Raw genomic sequence first — 15,638 nt, forward strand, 5'->3', positions numbered from 1 at the left:
AATGGCAAAGTCGCGTGTGGGATGCGCAGGTTTACTTAAACAAATGATCCCCGGCAACTGCCGGGGATCATTTGTTTAACCTTCAGCCACCGTCAGCGGCCGGGCGGTTATTAGACCAGCGTTACGCCGGTGGCCTGGGGGCCCTTGGCGCCCTGGCCGATTTCGAACTGAACGCGCTGGTTCTCGTCGAGCGTCTTGAATCCACCGGTCTGGATCTCGGAGTAGTGGACGAAGACATCGCCATCGGAGTCGTCCGGGGTGATAAAGCCGAAGCCCTTTTCAGCGTTAAACCACTTGACGGTTCCCTGTGCCATTTATTTCTCCTCATTGTGGAACTTTTTAAGACCGGCACACCTCGTGCCGCCCTTGGTCACTCCGCGAGAAGAATCCTGGATTGCCTTGCCTGGAAAAGGTCCGGCGCTGCAGGAGCTTCGCGCTCGCAACATGTCTTGCGAGCATGAAAAACACCTACACAAAGACTGAGATAAGAATTTCATGCCCGTTCCCGCAGGTCAACGGGCCAAACGGCAAAAAAGAGAAAATTTAGGTAAAAAACAGGTGACAACGAAAGCGGACCGGAAAGCCAGGAAATTAGGTGCCCAAAGCAACAGAAGAAATCCTAGAAGAGCCTGGATTCACTGTCATCGACTCCGCGCATTGCGTCATAGTCGAGGGTGACGCAGTCGATGCCGCGGTCATTGGCCAGCACCCTGGCCTGCGGCTTGATCTGCTGGGCCGCGAAGATCCCGCGGACCGGTGCCAGCAGGGGGTCGCGGTTAAGCAGCTCCAGGTACCTGGTGAGCTGCTCCACGCCGTCGATGTCCCCGCGGCGCTTGAGTTCGATGGCCACGGTGGCGCCGTCCGCGTCCCGGGCAAGGATGTCAACGGGGCCGATCGCGGTGAAGTACTCGCGCCGGATCAGGGAGTAGCCCTGGCCCAGGGTTTCAATCTGGTCGGCCAGCAACCGCTGGAGGTCCGCCTCCACGCCGTCCTTGATCAGCCCGGGGTCGACGCCGAGGTCGTGGGATGACTCGCTGACCTTTTCGTGGATGTTGATGATGAGCCGGTCGTCGGTCTTGGCTGACTGCACTGTCCACTGCTCCACCACGCCCAGTTCAAGGTCCACATCGTCCGGGGACGAAACCCGCAGGGTTGCCGGCGGGCTCATCCAGTTCAGCGGCTTGTAGGAACCGCCGTCGGAATGCACCAGCACGGAGCCGTCCGCCTTCACCAGCAGGAGCCGGGTGGCGAGGGGGAGATGGGCCTTGAGCCGGCCAACGTAATCAACGGAGCAATGGGCTATGACGAGTCGCACGCCGTACAGACTATCGCGTGGGCAGGCAGGGCGTGCCCGACGGCGGACGGCCGGGCGGGACGGCAGGGCACCTGTGGCGCGGCGCGGGGCGGTGGATCCGCTGGGGCAGAATGGATACATGCCGCGTTCCAACCGTCCCCGCCGTCCCGCGTCCGGCAAGGGCCCCGTTTCCGGCCGCGGTGCAGGGCGGAAGGGGAATGCGGATGTTCCGGAGCTGGACCTCGAACGGGCACGCGCAGGCATCGCCCGCCGGGAAAGCGCCCCCGACGGCGAGTGGATGGTCCGCACCATGACCGCGAAGAATGCCGAGAAAACCTACATCTGCCCCGAATGCTCCACGGCTGTCCTGCCCGGCGTTGCGCACCTGGTGGTATGGAAGGACGACCACCTTTTCGGGGCGGCCGCCGGCCTGGCAGAACGCCGCCACTGGCACACCAACTGCTGGATGACGCGCAGCTACCGGTACCGCTGACCCGCGCGGGCACGAGTCCCGCGCTGTGGCTAAGCTGGCAGGCATGACTTTTGATCCGGCGTCGTACGAATTCAGCCCCACCCGAGGCCCCGCTCCCATCCGGGCCTCCACCGTCCTGCCTGCCCGGCGCGAGAACATCGAGCTGCAGACCGAGGACGGCCACACCCTGGTGGGGGAGCTGGCAATGCCGGAATCGGGTCCCGTCCGGGCCACGCTGATCACGCTCCACCCGCTGCCCACGCACGGTGGCTTCATGGATTCCCACGTCTACCGGAAAGCCTCCTACCGGCTGCCGGCGCTGGCGGGCATCGCCGTGCTGCGCTTCAACACCAGGGGCACCGCCTCGCCGCGCGGCACCAGCAGCGGCGCCTTCGAGGAAGGGGTGGGCGAGCGCTACGACGTGGAGGCTGCGGTCCGCTTCGCCGTGGAACGCAACCTGCCCAACCGCTGGCTGGTGGGCTGGTCCTTCGGGACCGAGCTGGCCCTGATGTACGGCGCCGTGGAGCCTGTGGCCGGGCAGATCGAGGGGGCGGTGCTGCTCTCGCCTCCGCTGCACCGGGCCACGGACAAGCACCTGCAGCTGTGGGCGGAATCCGGCAAGCCACTCACCGTCCTGGTGCCCGAGCATGACGATTTCCTGCAGCCGGCCGAGGCCGCGGAACGCTTCAGCCTGGTGCCGCAGGCCCATGTGGTGGGCGTGGCCGGCGCCAAGCACCTGTGGGTGGGGGAGAAGTATGCCGCGCGGGTCCTGAACGACATTGCGTCCCGCGTCAGTCCCGATCCCGCCCGTGCGGAACTGCCACAGGAGTGGGATGGTCCAGCGGCTACCGCCGGCGCCTGAGGCAAGGCCTAGTGCTGGTCCTGCCGGACGATATAGATCTCGCGGACCAGCAGCAGCACGGCTGCGGCAGTGGGGATGGCGATCAGGGCGCCCAGGACACCCAGCAGGCTGCCGCCGGCGATGACGGAAATCACCGCCACGGCGCCCGGCACTGCAACGGCCTTCTGCATGATGCGCGGTGAGATGAAGTACGCCTCGAACTGCAGGTACGCGAAGTAGCAGATGGCGTACACGGCCGCCACCTGCCAGCCCTCGGTGAGCGACACGAGCGTCACCACAATGCCTGCGATCATCCCGCCCACCAGCGGGATGAAGGCGAGCAGGACCACCACGAACGCCAGGAGCAGGGCAAACGGTATGCCCACGATGGACATCACCACGAAGGCGAAGGTGGCATTGAGCAGGGCGACGCACGCCTGGCCGATCACGTAGTTTCCCACCGACCGGGTGATCTCCTCCGAGAGCGCGGCAACGCGCTTCCGCCGGGAGCGGGGAGCCAGCCGGTAGCCCCACTTCTTCATGGCCGGCAGCGCAGCCAGGAAGTACAGGCTTAGTACCAGGACGATCAGGGCGCCGAAAAGACTGTTGGCCACGGTGGACCCGAAACCAACCACGCCGCCGAAAATGCCGCCCATGGCGGCGGGGTCGTTGACGAACTTGTTCAGTTCCTCGGTGATCCGGTCGCGAACGCCGAACTGGTCATCGAGGCTGCGGAAGAAATCCGAATCCATGAAGTTCCGCACCCAGTCCGGCGCCTGGCGCACGATCTCGGAGACCTGTTCAACGATGGTGGGGATGAGGGTGGCGAAGAACCCGACCACCGCACCCATGAGCACGGCCACGGAGACCAGGATGCCCACGGGCCGGGGGATCTTCCGGTTTTCAAGCCAGCCCACCACCGGTTCCAGGCCCAGGGCGATAAACAACGCCGCCACGATCCACAGCAGCAGCTGGGTGGTGTGGGAACCGATCCAGTAGACCAGGAGCGCCAGTCCCACGCCCACGGTGCCCATGAATCCCATGTACAAGGGGTGCTGGGGGGACATGCGTGGTCCGGGGTGGCCGAACTGCGGCTCCTCGTCGTCGCCGCGGTCTGCGTCGGGAACCTGGCCGGTGTATTCCGGCGGCATTTCGAACCGAAGCCTGGGCTGCGCCCCGGGCAATGGCTGGCGGAGCCGGCGGACCACATGGCCCAGTGCTGCGGCGGCTGAACCCCCGCGGCGTGCCGCCATGCCCAGCGGCGGCACGGTGGCAGGGACGGGACCCCTGGGATCCCCTGGATTTCCGGCTGCAGCCGAGGGCGGGTCCGTCTTGTCAGTCAATGGATTCGGGGGCCTGTTCCGTGCGTGGCACCGCCTGCGCGGGCCTGTGTGATGATCATCGCAAACACTATCAGCAGGCTTGTCACCACCCGCCGGAGCCGCCACCTGACTCCCTGGTGAGCCTTGGCCGGAACGGCCAAAAGGGTACCCGTGGTAACAAAAAGGTTACTATTGAAGGTAAACCCCCGCTGATGATAGGTGTTTCCCTTGCGTTTAAAGACTGCAGCCGCACTTGTGCTGCTCGGCCTCCTGACACTTTTGGCCGGTATCGGCCAGAGAACCATCTGGGCTCCTTCGGAGACGTTTACCGCGTCCGTGCCGGCGGATGCTGCCGCGGCCCCGCTGACCGTCATTGACCAGAAGCTGCGCACGCTGCACGGCGGCACGGTCAAGATCAACGTCCAGGGCGACGGCAACTTCATGCTGGCTTCCGGCCGGCCGGACGACGTCGACGCCTGGGTGGGCAAGACAGCCCACAACACCATCACGGGGGTTTCCGAGGACGAGAAGTCGCTCTCTGTTGAGCACGCCGACGGCGAGGGCACCGCCCCGAACCCGGCCGGATCCGACCTCTGGGTCACCAACGAGAACGCCAGCGGTGAACTCGATTACACCTGGACGCCGCCCGCTGACGGGGAGTGGACCCTCCTGCTCGCCTCGGACGGCACCAAGCCGGCACCGGCCACCGTGTCCATGACCTTCCCGAACGACACCTCCACCCCCTGGGCCGTCCCGCTGATGGTCCTGGGCAGCCTCCTGATCGTGGGTGGAATCGTCCTGGCGCTGCTGTCCGCCCGCCGGAAGAACGGTGAAGGCGGGGACGCCGACGGTGCCGCCCGCGGCGGCAGTGACGCCAATGCGCACGACCAGGGCCCGTCGTCGTCCTCATCCGCCAACCGGGCCACCATGGTGGCTGCCGGTGTGGTTGCCGCTGTCCTGGCCGGGTCCGGCACCGCCGCCCAGGCGGCCAGTCCCAGCCCCCAGCCGTCCGGCAGCGCGTCGGCGCCGGCCAAGGAATCCGCCGGACTGCCGGTCCTGCTGGACGCACAGTTCCGGCGGATCCTGGAGCAGGTCTCCAGCGCCACCGATGCGGGGGATGCCGCCAAGGACGCAGCCAAGCTGGCAGACCGCGTTGCCGGTCCGGAGCTGGAAATCCGCACCCAAAACTACAAGATCCGCTCACAGGTGGGTTCCTACGAGCCCCGCATGCCGGTCCGTTCCACGAAGCTGCTGACCACGGTGGTCACCACCGACCGTAACTGGCCGCGGTCGGTCCTGGCCGTCACCCAGGGCGAGGGCAACGTTGTGCCGCAGATCCTCACGTTGGTCCAGCAGTCGCCCCGCGAGAACTACAAGCTCATGGAAACCACGCCACTGCAGCCCGGCACCACGTTCCCCAGCATCAGCCGCGGGGGAACCGAAACCCTGGCCGCAGCGGACAAGTCCGGACTGCTCTACAGCGGCGAGGAAGCCATGGCCGGCCTCGCCGACAGGCTCACCACTGCGGACTCACCGTTCAAGGACAAGCTCGTGGAGGGCGACTCCTCGCCGTACATCGCCGACACCCTGTCCTACCAGGCCGAGGTGGTCAAGGCCGGCGAGAACGGCAACTTCGCCTTCACCCACAAGGTGGTTCCGGACAGCACCGTGGTGTTCCGGACCTCGGACGGCGGCGCCCTGGTCCTGGGCCGCATCAACTTCGGCTTCGAAGGCACCCCCAAGGCCGCCGGCGACAAGCTGACCATCGGTGACGATGCCGCGGCACTGGCCGGTGGCAAGGAAACCACCACGGGCATGGTGCTGAACTTCGCCGAGTCGATGGCCGTCTACGTTCCGCCGGCCGGCTCCACTGACCCGATGAAGCTCGTTGCCGCCACCCGCGGCCTGGTTGGCGCCAGCTTCAAGTAGCGCCCGACCGTATTACCACCGGCAGCGGCCGGAGTGGCTAGAGTGGGAAACATGAGTTCGCCAGCTTCCCGCCCAGTCCCTCCTGCCGCTGCCAACCCGATTAACCTGCGTGGCGCCGTCGACCTTTCCGCCCTGAAACGCCCTGCTGCTCCGGCCGGTGCTGCGCCGTCAGGCACACCTCCCGCGGGACCGCCCGCAGGTGCGGCGCAGGCAGGACAGCCGGATGCCGGCGGACCTGAGCTCAAGGTCGAGGTCACCGAAGCAAACTTCCAGCAGCTGGTGGAACTTTCGGCCAAGGTCCCGGTGGTGTTTGCCCTGTGGGCCTCCTACTCGCCGGAGTCCGCCAGGATGGTGGAGACGCTGGACCGCGTTGTTGCCGCCTACGGCGGCCGGCTGGTCCTCGGCGCCGCCGATATCGAAGCCTTCCCCCAGCTTGCGCAGGCATTCCAGGTGCAGGCCGTTCCCACTGCCGTTGCGGTCCTGAAGGGTCAGCCGGTCCCGCTTTTCCAGGGCTCGGCGGAGGAGCCGCAGGTGCGCAGCCTCTTTGACGAACTCCTCAAGGTGGCCGCCGCCAACGGTGTTACCGGAAGCCTCGACGCCGGAGGTGCCGGTGAACCGGAGCCCGCACCGCTGCCGCCGCTGCACCAGGCGGCCTACGACGCGATCGAAGCCGGCAACTATGCCGCCGCCGCCGAGGCCTACCGCCAGGCGCTCAGGGAAATGCCGTCGGACCATGAAGCCAAGGCCGGGCTGGCCCAGGTGGAGCTGATGGACAGGATGCAGTCCCTGTCGGCCCCGGACAGTGAAGCGCTGCGCTCCTTGGCGGCAACGGAACCGGACAACCTTGACGCCCAGCTGGGGGTGGCAGACCTGGATGTTGCCGGCGGCCACGTCGAGGACGCGCTGAACCGGCTGGTGGCCTTCATCGGCAGGAACTTCGGCCCCGAGCGTGAAACCGCGCGCGTGCGGTTGCTGGAGCTGTTCGAGGTGGTGGGCTCCGGGGACGACCGCGTCGCCAAGGCGCGGCAGGCGTTGGCCCGGGTGCTGTTCTAGTGCCGGCCCTGTTCCAGCCTTTGGCGCTCCGGTCCATGGAGCTGCAGCACCGGGGCTGGGTTTCGCCCATGTGCCAGTACAGCTGCGACCCCGACGACGCCCCGGGTGTCCCGACCGACTGGCACCTGGTGCACCTGGGCGGGTTCGCCGTGGGCGGCGCCGCAATGATCCTCACGGAAGCCGCCGCGGTAAACGCCGAGGGCCGGATCAGCCCCCGCGATGCCGGCCTGTACAACGACGAGCAGGCGGCGGCCTGGCAGCGGATCATCTCCTTCGTCCACCGTAACGGCGCGGCCGACACCAAAATCGGCGTCCAACTGGCGCACGCCGGCCGGAAAGCGTCCACCTACTGGCCGTTCTCCGGCAAGCAGGGCAGCGTGCCCGCTTCCGACGGCGGATGGGACACCGTAGGTCCGTCCGCCTCTGCCTTCGAAGGCTACGCAGCTCCCGCAGCCATGTCCGTGGAACAGATCCACGGCGTCATCGCCGATTTCGCCGCTGCCGCCGAACGTGCGGTGGCCGCCGGTTTCGACACCATGGAGATCCACGGGGCGCACGGCTACCTCCTGCACCAGTTCCAGAGCCCGCTGATCAACCAGCGTGAGGACGAGTGGGGCGGGGACGAAGCCGGGCGCAACCGGCTCATGCTGGCCGTGGTTGATGCGGTCCGCGCCGTGATTCCTGACTCGATGCCCCTGTTGCTTCGGATTTCGGCCACTGACTGGGCACCCGGTGGAGTGGACCAGGCAGCATCGGTCCGGCTGGCCGGCCAGGCGGCCGCCCAGGGTGTGGACCTGGTGGATGTCTCCAGCGGCGGGGCGGTGGCCCATCAGCAGATCAAGCCGGGCCTGGGGTACCAGACCGGATTCTCTGCCGCGATCCGTGCGGAGACCGGAACGCCTACCGGCACGGTGGGCCTGGTGACCACGCCGGGCCAGGCGGAACACGCCATTGCCACCGGCCAGGCCGACGGCGTCTTCATTGCCCGGGCTGCGCTGCGCGATCCCCACTGGTGGCTCAGGGCGGCGTTTGAGCTGGGCCACGAATTGGCGTGGCCGCCCCAATACGAGCGGGCCATCCCGCGGCGCACGTTCTGAGCCGCACCCGTGGACGCGGTGGCACGGCATGACACGCCCTGACGGGACAGTCCCGCCCACCCCGGTTGGCCGGGAGCTGGAAGCGAAGATCCTGGAACTGCTGGCAGCCCGGGCGGCGACCTCCACCATCTGCCCGTCCGACGCCGCGAGGGCAGTAGGCGGCGACGACTGGCGCGACCTCATGGAACCGGCCCGGGAAGCGGCGCGGCGCCTGGTTGACGCCGGCCAGGTCCACATCACCCAGGGCGGGTCCGTCGTCGACCCTGCCACGGCGAAGGGGCCCATCCGGATCCGCAAGGCTCCGTGACGGCCGGCTGTCAGCCCAGCAGGTCGTCCACGTAGCACCAGCGCCATTCCTCGCCGGGTTCGATGCTGCGCATGACGGGGTGGCCTGTTTCCTTGAAGTGGCGGCTGGCGTGCCGCCCGGCCGAAGAGTCGCAGCAGCCAACGTGTCCGCACGCCAGGCACATCCGCAGGTGCACCGGAGCGGTGCCTTCCCGTTCGCAGCCTGCACAGGTTGGGTCCTCGGGAACCGGTGACGGCATGGCGGACGTCAGGTGGTCGCAGGCGCCGCCGGGCTGGGAGAGCCCCTCTCCGCCGCCGGCCGCATCGGCGGAACCGAGTTCGTTGAAAGAGGCATCCAGCATGGATTCCTCCACGTCCAGCCGTTCCAGGACTTCACTGAGGACCTCGTGGGCAAAGTCCCCGCCGCGCCTGAGCTCCAGGACCTTCCCGCGCTCAGCCTCCAGCATGGCCATCCGCAGTTGGGCGTACCGCTGGCTGGGGGTGGCCGACTCGGCCGCGGGCCTGCCCAACCGCTCCCAGGCTGCCAGTCCCCGCTCCTGGGTCCGCCGCCGGAGCATGTCCATGACTTCGGGCGGATCACTGTCGCGGCGGAGCTCCTCCAGCCGCTCCATGCCCGCCGTGGTGGCCAGCTGCATCAAGGATGCCTGGTTCAGCGCGTCCTCGCGCCGGTCCGGTCCCGGCAGGCCAAGCGTCCGGACCAGGACCGGCAGCGTAAAGCCCTGCAGCACCAGCGTGCCGCCCACCACCACCATGGCGGCCAGGACCAGGACGTTGCGGTGCTCCAGGTCGTCGGGAAGGGTCAGGACGGCGGCCAGGGTGACCACGCCGCGCATGCCCGCCCAGGACACGATAGCGGGGAACTGCCACGGCGGCGCGGGATCCTTCCGCTGCACCGATGGGATCAGGCGGGGGAGGTAGGTGGCGGGGAAAACCCAGATCGGGCGGAGCACCAGCACGGCCAGCAGGATCACGGCGCAACCCAGCCATACCCGGCCTGCCCCGAGCGAATCATCCTGGACGCTGTCGATGATGGTCCGGACCTGCAGCCCGATCAGCAGGAACACGGCGTTCTCCAGCAGGAACTGCACGGTGTCCCAGTTGCTGCGGGCGCTTTGCCGCGCCGCGCCGTTGGGCATGGACGGCGCCTTGGTGCCCATCACCAGGCCGGTGACGACGACGGCGAGGACGCCCGAAGCGTGGATGGCCTCCGCCGGGAGGAAGGCAACGAACGGGGCCATCAGCGAAGTTGAGGTGTTGATGGCCACGTTGCTGACCCTCTTGCGGATTTCGGTGAGCACGTAGGCGGCGGCGAGGCCCACCACCAGTCCGCCGCCGGCCGCCACCACAAAACCGCCTGCCACATCCAGCGCCGACACCGAACCGGCGATCGCAGCCACAGCCGCGCGGAGGCATACCAGCGCGGTGGCGTCGTTGACTAGGGACTCACCTTCGAGGATGTTGACGATCCTGCGGGGCATGCCCACCTTTCGCGCGATCGCCGTGGCCGCGACGGCGTCCGGAGGAGCCACGACCGCCCCCAGGGCGATGGCGGCGGCCAGGGGAATTTCCGGAAAGAGCCACCAGACCACCACACCCACGCCCAGGGTGCCGAAAATGACGTAACCCACCGAGAGCAGCCCAATGGAGCGGCGGTTCGACGTGAAGTCGAACAGCGACGTGCGGAACGCGGCTGCATAGAGCAGCGGGGGAAGCAGGCCAATGAGGACCAGCTCGGGGTTCAGCTCCACCGGGGGGAAGAACGGCAGGAAGGACCCTGCCACGCCCGCCAGGACCAGCAGGAGGGGAACCGGAAGGTTGAGCTTCCTCCCCACCGCGCTGCCGGCGCACACTACCGCAACGATTACCAGCAGGCCCAGCGCAATGTCCATGAGGCTAGTTTCGCACCCCGGAGCACCGGCCCCCGGACAATCCAACTAGGCTGGCACCATGAGTGCTCCCATCCCTGACCAGGCATCCAGTCCCGGCACCGTGGCTGCCCTGTCCATCCGCGGGCTGGCCAAACGCTTCGGTGGCAAGATCGCCGTGGACGGTATCAGCCTGGAAGTCCCGGCGGGTTCGTTCTTCGGCATCGTGGGCCCCAACGGTGCCGGTAAGACCACCACCCTGTCCATGGCCACCGGCCTCCTGCGGCCGGACTTCGGCACCGCCGTGGTGCACGGCGTGGATGTTTGGCAGCAACCCCTGGAAGCCAAGCGGCTCATGGGAATCCTGCCCGACGGCGTCCGGTTGTTCGACCGGCTCACGGGAGAGCAGCTGATTACCTATGCCGGACTGTTGCGCGGCATGGACAAAGCCGTGGTGGCTGCAAGGGTAGGGGAGCTGTTGGCCGCCATGGACCTGGCCCAGGATGCAGGAACCCTGGTGGTGGACTACTCGGCTGGCATGACCAAGAAGATTGCCCTGGCCTCCGCCCTGATCCATGCCCCCCGGCTCCTGGTGCTGGACGAGCCGTTCGAGGCCGTGGACCCAGTATCAGCCTCAAACATCCGCTCCATCCTGGACCGGTACGTGGACTCGGGCGGAACAGTGATCGTCTCCAGCCACGTGATGGACCTGGTGCAGCGGATGTGCGACCACGTTGCGGTGGTGGCCAAGGGACGGCTGCTGGCGGCAGGGACCGTCGATGAGGTACGCGCCGGCCTCTCCCTTGAGGACCGGTTTGTCCAGCTCGTCGGCGGGCACAGCCACACGGAAGGCCTGGAATGGTTGCGCACCTTCTAAGGCTCAAGCTCACGCTGCTCCGCAATGGACTGCGCCGCAGCCCGTGGCAGCTGGTGGGCATGGCCATCGCCGGGCTCTATGCGCTGGGCGTGGTGGCAACCCTTGTCATCGCCCTGGTCCTGCTGCGCAAGGCCGGGTTGGAGACCGCCCACACGGCTGTGGTTCTGGGGGGCTCCGCCGCAGTCCTGGGGTGGGGCGTTGTTCCCGTCGTGGCGTCGGCCACGGACATGACCCTCGATCCGGCCCGCTTCACCACTTTCGCGGTTCCCATGAAGCAACTGCTCGCCGGCCTCGCCCTGGGCGGCCTGATCGGCATTCCCGGGCTGGCCACCGCGCTGGTGGCACTGTCCACGGTAGCCACGTGGTCCAGGGGCGTATTCCCAGCGCTCGCAGCCCTGGCCGGAGCGTGCCTGGGCGTCATGACCTGCATCGTCCTGGCCAAGGTGGTTACCACCGCCACGGCGGGCCTGGCCGCATCCCGCCGCTTCAAGGACATCAGCGCCATTGCCTTCATGGTGCCGCTGGTCCTTCTTGGCCCCATCGTGGCGGGGGTGGGCCGCGGCATCTCCGCCTCCACGGGTTTCCTGCCGGAGTTCGCCCACACCCTGTCGTGGACGCCCCTGGGCGCCCCCTGGTCACTTGGCGGCGACGTCGCGTCCGGCAGGCCTGGCCAGGCCGCCGTGAAGCTGCTGCTGTCCGTGGCCGTCATCGCAGCGCTGGCCTGGTGCTGGAAGCTGCTGCTGGAACGGGCACTCGTCACCCCGGCCTACGCCGGCACCGGGAAGCGCAGGGGCGGCCGGCTGGGACTGTTTGGCCTGCTGCCGGCAAGCCCCGCCGGTGCCGTCATGGCACGGTCGCTGACGTACTGGCTCCGAGACCCGCGCTATTCCGCCTCGCTGGTGGTGGTCCCGCTGCTTCCGGTGGTGCTTGGTTTCCAAGGGGCGCAGACCGGCAGCTACGGCAGCCTGGTTTTCCTCGCCCCGGTGACCGCCTTCATCCTGGCCTGGTCCATCTCTGCCGACGTCTCCTATGACAACACCGCTTTTGCACTGCACGTGGCCACCGGCGTCCGCGGAGTGGCAGACCGGCTGGGCCGTGCACTGGCCTGCCTGACCTTCGCCCTGCCCGTGGTGCTGGTGTTCTCCGTGGGGTATGCGGTGTTCACCGGCAGCTGGACAGGGCTGCCCGGCCAGCTGGGGCTCAGCCTGGGGATTCTTTTCACGGGCCTGGGCCTGTCCTCGGTGGTATCGGCCCGGTACACCGTCACCGTACCGTTGCCCGGGGACAGCCCGTTCAAGAAGCCTCCCGGCAACGTCGGCCAGACGTTGGCCGTGCAGTTCGTGGGGATGCTGGTCCTGATGGCCCTGGTCCTGCCCGAGGCCGCGCTGCTGGTCACCCAGGCCGTTACCGGCAACATCCTGTTCGGGTGGCTGAGCCTCGCCGTGGGGATCATCCTGGGCCTGGCACTTTTCGCCGCCGGCGTCCGGCTGGGCGGGAAGTGGCTGGATTCCCGCGGGCCGGAACTCCTCGCGCAGGTCACCGTCAACCGCTGACAGTTCCAGGAAAGGAAGACCATGGAAGTTGTGATCCTCGGCGGCAGGCAGGCTGGAAAGCTTGCGGCAGACGCCATCGAACATTTGCTCCGCCGCAAGCCGGACGCGGTGCTTGGCCTCGCCACGGGCTCCTCGCCGCTGCCGGTCTACGATGAGCTCGCCGCCCGCCATGAACGGGGCCTGGACTTCAGCCGGGCCTCGGCCTTCGCGCTCGATGAATATGTTGGCCTGCCGGCCGGCCACCCCGAGTCCTACCGGGAGGTGGTCCGCCGGGAATTCACCAGCCGCGTGAACATCGCCCCGGGGAACGTCCACGGGCCCGACGGATCCGCCGCCGACATCCCTGCCGCCTGCGCAGCTTACGAAGAGGCCATCGCGGCAGCCGGAGGGATTGACCTGCAGCTGCTGGGCGTCGGCACCGACGGGCATATCGGCTTCAACGAACCAGGATCCTCTTTCACGTCCCGGACCAGGATCAAAAGCCTCATTGAGCAGACACGCCGGGACAATGCCCGGTTTTTCGGCAGCCTCGCCGAGGTGCCGCACCACGTCCTCACCCAGGGGCTGGGAACCATCATGGCGGCGCGCCACGTGATCCTCCTCGCCACGGGCGCGCAAAAGGCCCAGGCCGTCAGCGATTTCATCGAGGGGCCGGTGGCCGCCGTCTGTCCCGCATCGATCCTTCAATTCCACCCGCACGCCACCATCCTGCTGGACGAAGCAGCCGCTTCGGCCCTGAAACTCGCCGATTTCTACCGCCATACGTATGACAACAAGCCTGCCTGGCAGGGGCTGTAACACGGCCCGCGGGAACCCCGGCAGGGAGCAAAAAAATGCGACGGCGGCCGGTTCCGGACCCCGGCGCGGGCGTGCCGCCGTCGAACGCCCGGCCGCCGGAAAGGCTAAGATGGATGCCATGACTGACATGACGGACCCTCTCGAAAACGACCCGATGCGCGAGCTTTCCGGGGCAGGAACGTCCACGGCCACCATTGAGCGCGAGGAACTGCGCCAGGAAGTGGAACCAGGGGACCGGGAGCGCTTTGCCCACTACGTGCGCAAGGAAAAGATCATGGAGTCCGCCCTGACCGGGGAACCAGTCATCGCCCTGTGCGGCAAGGTCTGGACGCCGGGCCGGGACCCGCAGAAATTCCCGGTCTGCCCCGAGTGCAAGGACGTCTATGAGGGCCTCCGGCCGGGCAATGACGGCGGGAAGGGTCCGGGAGACTCGGGCAACAACAAGTAGTGACGGAGACGCTTTTTGGCGGTCCCACCCTGCCTCCGGCCTACCCGGAACGTGCAGCCTGGGGAACCGCCCCGAAACTCCGTGCCTGGCAGCAGGAAGCCCTTGACCTCTACCTGAAGAACAGCCCGCGCGACTTCCTCGCCGTGGCAACCCCGGGTGCAGGTAAAACCACGTTCGCGCTGCGTATCGCGTCCACGCTGATCGATTCCGGCGCGGTGAACCGCGTGACGATCGTGGCGCCCACGGACCACCTCAAGCGCCAGTGGGCGGATGCCGCCGCCAAGGTGGGCATTGCCATCGACCCCAACTTCAAGAACTCCGACGGACAGCACGGCCGGGGGTTCATCGGCGTGGCCGTCACGTACGCGCAGGTGGCCAGCAAACCCCTGCTGCACCGTGCCAAGACAGAGGCCGCCCGCACCCTGGTGATCCTTGACGAGATCCACCACGGCGGCGAGGCACTCTCCTGGGGCGACGGCCTGCGCGAGGCATTCGATCCCGCGGTGCGCCGGTTGTCCCTGACCGGTACGCCGTTCCGCTCGGACACCTCGCCCATCCCGTTCGTGGAGTACGCCGAAGACCGTGACGGCATCCGGCGGTCCAAGGCCGACTACACCTATGGCTACGGCAACGCCCTCCGTGACCATGTGGTCCGGCCTGTGATGTTCATGGCGTACTCCGGCCAAATGCGCTGGCGCACCAGCGCCGGCGAGGAGATGGCTGCCTCCCTTGGGGAGGCCGCCGTGACCAAGGACATCACCAGCCACGCATGGCGGACCGCCTTGAACCCGGCGGGCGAGTGGATCCCCGCTGTGCTGGCCGGTGCCGACAGGCGGCTCAGCGAAGTCCGGCGCACCGTGCCGGACGCCGGCGGCCTGGTCATCGCCACGGACCACGAGGACGCCCGCGCCTACGCGGGCCAGTTAAAGCGGATTACCGGGGAGTCGCCCACGGTCATCCTGTCCGACGACGCCAAGGCCTCCAGCAAGATTGAGGAATTCGCCGCCGGCGACAAGCGCTGGATGGTGGCAGTGCGCATGGTGTCCGAAGGAGTCGACGTGCCCCGGCTGTCCGTGGGCGTGTATGCCACGTCCACCTCCACGCCGCTGTTCTTTGCCCAGGCCGTGGGCCGCTTTGTGCGTGCCCGCAAGAGGGGCGAAACGGCTTCAGTCTTCCTGCCGTCCGTGCCGCAGCTGATGGCGCTGGCCAACTCCATGGAGATGGAGCGGGACCACGCACTGGACCGTCCCGAAAAGGAAGACGCCGACGGCCTCTTCAACCCGGAAGACTCGCTGATGGCGGAGGCCAACCGCGAGGACAAGGCCTCGGACAGCCTGACCAAGGGGAAGTTCGAGGCACTGGACTCCCAGGCGTCCTTTGACCGGGTACTGTTCGACGGCGGCGAGTTCGGCACCGGCGGTGAAGTCGGGTCCGACGACGAGATGGACTTCCTGGGGATCCCCGGGCTGCTGGACGCAGAGCAGGTGGGAACGCTGCTGCGCCAGCGCCAGCATGAGCAGCTGAACCGGAAGAACCGGAAGGGACCGGCAGCAGCGGAAACCGTAATACCCGCAGTACCGGACCACCGGATGCTGATGGACCTCCGCAACGAGCTGGCCAAGAACGTGGCGGCCTGGTCGGCCCGGACCGGAACCCCGCACGGAGTGGTGCACACCAAGCTGCGCACCGTCTGCGGCGGGCCGCCGGTGGCACAGGCAAACGAGGAGCAGCTGAAGTCCCGGCTGCGCAAGCTCCAGGACTGGTTCGTGGGCCGTAAGTAGCC

The 15,638-nt window shown here is 67.6% G+C and carries 15 protein-coding genes; 11 read left to right on the forward strand and 4 right to left on the reverse strand.

The genetic code is table 11. From position 1 onward, the window contains the following. Window positions 1-110: 110 nt before the first annotated feature. On the reverse strand, window positions 111-314 hold the full coding sequence (locus tag HNO81_RS02905) for a cold-shock protein (protein ID WP_011692441.1): 204 nt from the start codon (window positions 312-314) through the stop codon (window positions 111-113). A 305-nt stretch (window positions 315-619) separates the two neighbouring features. Further along, a complete protein-coding gene (nucS, locus tag HNO81_RS02910; RefSeq protein WP_175316628.1) occupies window positions 620-1,315 on the reverse strand; it encodes an endonuclease NucS in 696 nt (231 codons plus the stop codon). Between the two features lie 118 nt (window positions 1,316-1,433). Between nucS and HNO81_RS02915 the strand changes: the two genes are divergently transcribed. Next, a complete protein-coding gene (locus tag HNO81_RS02915; RefSeq protein ID WP_141181823.1) occupies window positions 1,434-1,787 on the forward strand; it encodes an ATP/GTP-binding protein in 354 nt (117 codons plus the stop codon). A gap of 43 nt (window positions 1,788-1,830) precedes the next feature. After that, on the forward strand, window positions 1,831-2,628 hold the full coding sequence (locus HNO81_RS02920) for an alpha/beta hydrolase (protein WP_175316629.1): 798 nt from the start codon (window positions 1,831-1,833) through the stop codon (window positions 2,626-2,628). 8 nt (window positions 2,629-2,636) lie between these two features. Here HNO81_RS02920 and HNO81_RS02925 read toward each other — a convergent pair whose 3' ends face one another. After that, the gene (locus HNO81_RS02925; protein WP_175316630.1) at window positions 2,637-3,950 is read right to left on the reverse strand and encodes an AI-2E family transporter; all 1,314 of its coding nucleotides are present in this window, start codon (window positions 3,948-3,950) and stop codon (window positions 2,637-2,639) included. 234 nt (window positions 3,951-4,184) lie between these two features. Between HNO81_RS02925 and HNO81_RS02930 the strand changes: the two genes are divergently transcribed. From HNO81_RS02930 to HNO81_RS02945, 4 genes are read left to right on the forward strand one after another with little or no spacing between them, the layout of a single operon-like run. After that, the gene (locus HNO81_RS02930; RefSeq protein ID WP_175316751.1) at window positions 4,185-5,858 is read left to right on the forward strand and encodes a hypothetical protein; all 1,674 of its coding nucleotides are present in this window, start codon (window positions 4,185-4,187) and stop codon (window positions 5,856-5,858) included. 51 nt (window positions 5,859-5,909) lie between these two features. Further along, complete coding sequence (locus HNO81_RS02935; RefSeq protein ID WP_175316631.1) at window positions 5,910-6,911, forward strand: tetratricopeptide repeat protein; 1,002 nt, start codon at window positions 5,910-5,912, stop codon at window positions 6,909-6,911. Next, on the forward strand, window positions 6,911-8,008 hold the full coding sequence (locus tag HNO81_RS02940; RefSeq protein WP_175316632.1) for an NADH:flavin oxidoreductase/NADH oxidase: 1,098 nt from the start codon (window positions 6,911-6,913) through the stop codon (window positions 8,006-8,008). The genes HNO81_RS02935 and HNO81_RS02940 overlap by 1 nt, the downstream gene beginning before the upstream one ends. Window positions 8,009-8,036: 28 nt before the next feature. Beyond that, window positions 8,037-8,315, forward strand: a complete 279-nt coding sequence (locus tag HNO81_RS02945; protein WP_175316633.1) for a DUF3253 domain-containing protein — start codon at window positions 8,037-8,039, stop codon at window positions 8,313-8,315. Between the two features lie 10 nt (window positions 8,316-8,325). On the opposite strand, the gene HNO81_RS02950 is transcribed toward HNO81_RS02945, so the two are convergent. Further along, window positions 8,326-10,203 (reverse strand): Na+/H+ antiporter, encoded by a 1,878-nt coding sequence (locus tag HNO81_RS02950; protein WP_175316634.1) that lies wholly within the window; start codon window positions 10,201-10,203, stop codon window positions 8,326-8,328. Between the two features lie 58 nt (window positions 10,204-10,261). Here HNO81_RS02950 and HNO81_RS02955 point away from each other — a divergent pair, with 58 nt between their 5' ends. The 5 genes from HNO81_RS02955 to HNO81_RS02975 all read left to right on the forward strand — a co-directional run bounded on the left by HNO81_RS02955 (window position 10,262) and on the right by HNO81_RS02975 (window position 15,636). Next, the gene (locus HNO81_RS02955; protein ID WP_175316635.1) at window positions 10,262-11,056 is read left to right on the forward strand and encodes an ABC transporter ATP-binding protein; all 795 of its coding nucleotides are present in this window, start codon (window positions 10,262-10,264) and stop codon (window positions 11,054-11,056) included. After that, on the forward strand, window positions 11,038-12,609 hold the full coding sequence (locus tag HNO81_RS02960; protein WP_175316636.1) for a transporter: 1,572 nt from the start codon (window positions 11,038-11,040) through the stop codon (window positions 12,607-12,609). Before HNO81_RS02955 ends, HNO81_RS02960 begins: the two co-directional genes overlap by 19 nt. A gap of 21 nt (window positions 12,610-12,630) precedes the next feature. Next, the gene (gene nagB, locus HNO81_RS02965) at window positions 12,631-13,407 is read left to right on the forward strand and encodes a glucosamine-6-phosphate deaminase (protein ID WP_175316637.1); all 777 of its coding nucleotides are present in this window, start codon (window positions 12,631-12,633) and stop codon (window positions 13,405-13,407) included. 109 nt (window positions 13,408-13,516) lie between these two features. Then, window positions 13,517-13,855 carry a DUF3039 domain-containing protein gene (locus HNO81_RS02970; protein ID WP_175316638.1) on the forward strand — a complete coding sequence of 113 codons (339 nt, stop codon included), beginning with the start codon at window positions 13,517-13,519 and terminating at the stop codon, window positions 13,853-13,855. Beyond that, entirely contained in the window at window positions 13,855-15,636 is a 1,782-nt protein-coding gene (locus HNO81_RS02975) for a DEAD/DEAH box helicase (RefSeq protein WP_175316639.1), read from the forward strand. Before HNO81_RS02970 ends, HNO81_RS02975 begins: the two co-directional genes overlap by 1 nt. Window positions 15,637-15,638 lie beyond the last annotated feature (2 nt).

Source organism: Pseudarthrobacter sp. C4D7, assembly GCF_013359725.1.
Classification (GTDB): Bacteria; Actinomycetota; Actinomycetes; order Actinomycetales; family Micrococcaceae; genus Arthrobacter.

Excerpts from the sequence above, each read along its gene's own strand:
- HNO81_RS02960 (WP_175316636.1), top strand. The coding sequence starts at position 11,038 with ATGGTTGCGCACCTTCTAAGGCTCAAGCTCACGCTGCTCCGCAATGGA.
- HNO81_RS02945 (WP_175316633.1), top strand. The coding sequence starts at position 8,037 with ATGACACGCCCTGACGGGACAGTCCCGCCCACCCCGGTTGGCCGGGAG.
- nagB (WP_175316637.1), top strand. The coding sequence starts at position 12,631 with ATGGAAGTTGTGATCCTCGGCGGCAGGCAGGCTGGAAAGCTTGCGGCA.
- HNO81_RS02950 (WP_175316634.1), bottom strand. The coding sequence starts at position 10,203 with ATGGACATTGCGCTGGGCCTGCTGGTAATCGTTGCGGTAGTGTGCGCC.
- HNO81_RS02935 (WP_175316631.1), top strand. The coding sequence starts at position 5,910 with ATGAGTTCGCCAGCTTCCCGCCCAGTCCCTCCTGCCGCTGCCAACCCG.
- HNO81_RS02920 (WP_175316629.1), top strand. The coding sequence starts at position 1,831 with ATGACTTTTGATCCGGCGTCGTACGAATTCAGCCCCACCCGAGGCCCC.
- HNO81_RS02905 (WP_011692441.1), bottom strand. The coding sequence starts at position 314 with ATGGCACAGGGAACCGTCAAGTGGTTTAACGCTGAAAAGGGCTTCGGC.
- HNO81_RS02955 (WP_175316635.1), top strand. The coding sequence starts at position 10,262 with ATGAGTGCTCCCATCCCTGACCAGGCATCCAGTCCCGGCACCGTGGCT.
- HNO81_RS02915 (WP_141181823.1), top strand. The coding sequence starts at position 1,434 with ATGCCGCGTTCCAACCGTCCCCGCCGTCCCGCGTCCGGCAAGGGCCCC.
- HNO81_RS02970 (WP_175316638.1), top strand. The coding sequence starts at position 13,517 with ATGGATGCCATGACTGACATGACGGACCCTCTCGAAAACGACCCGATG.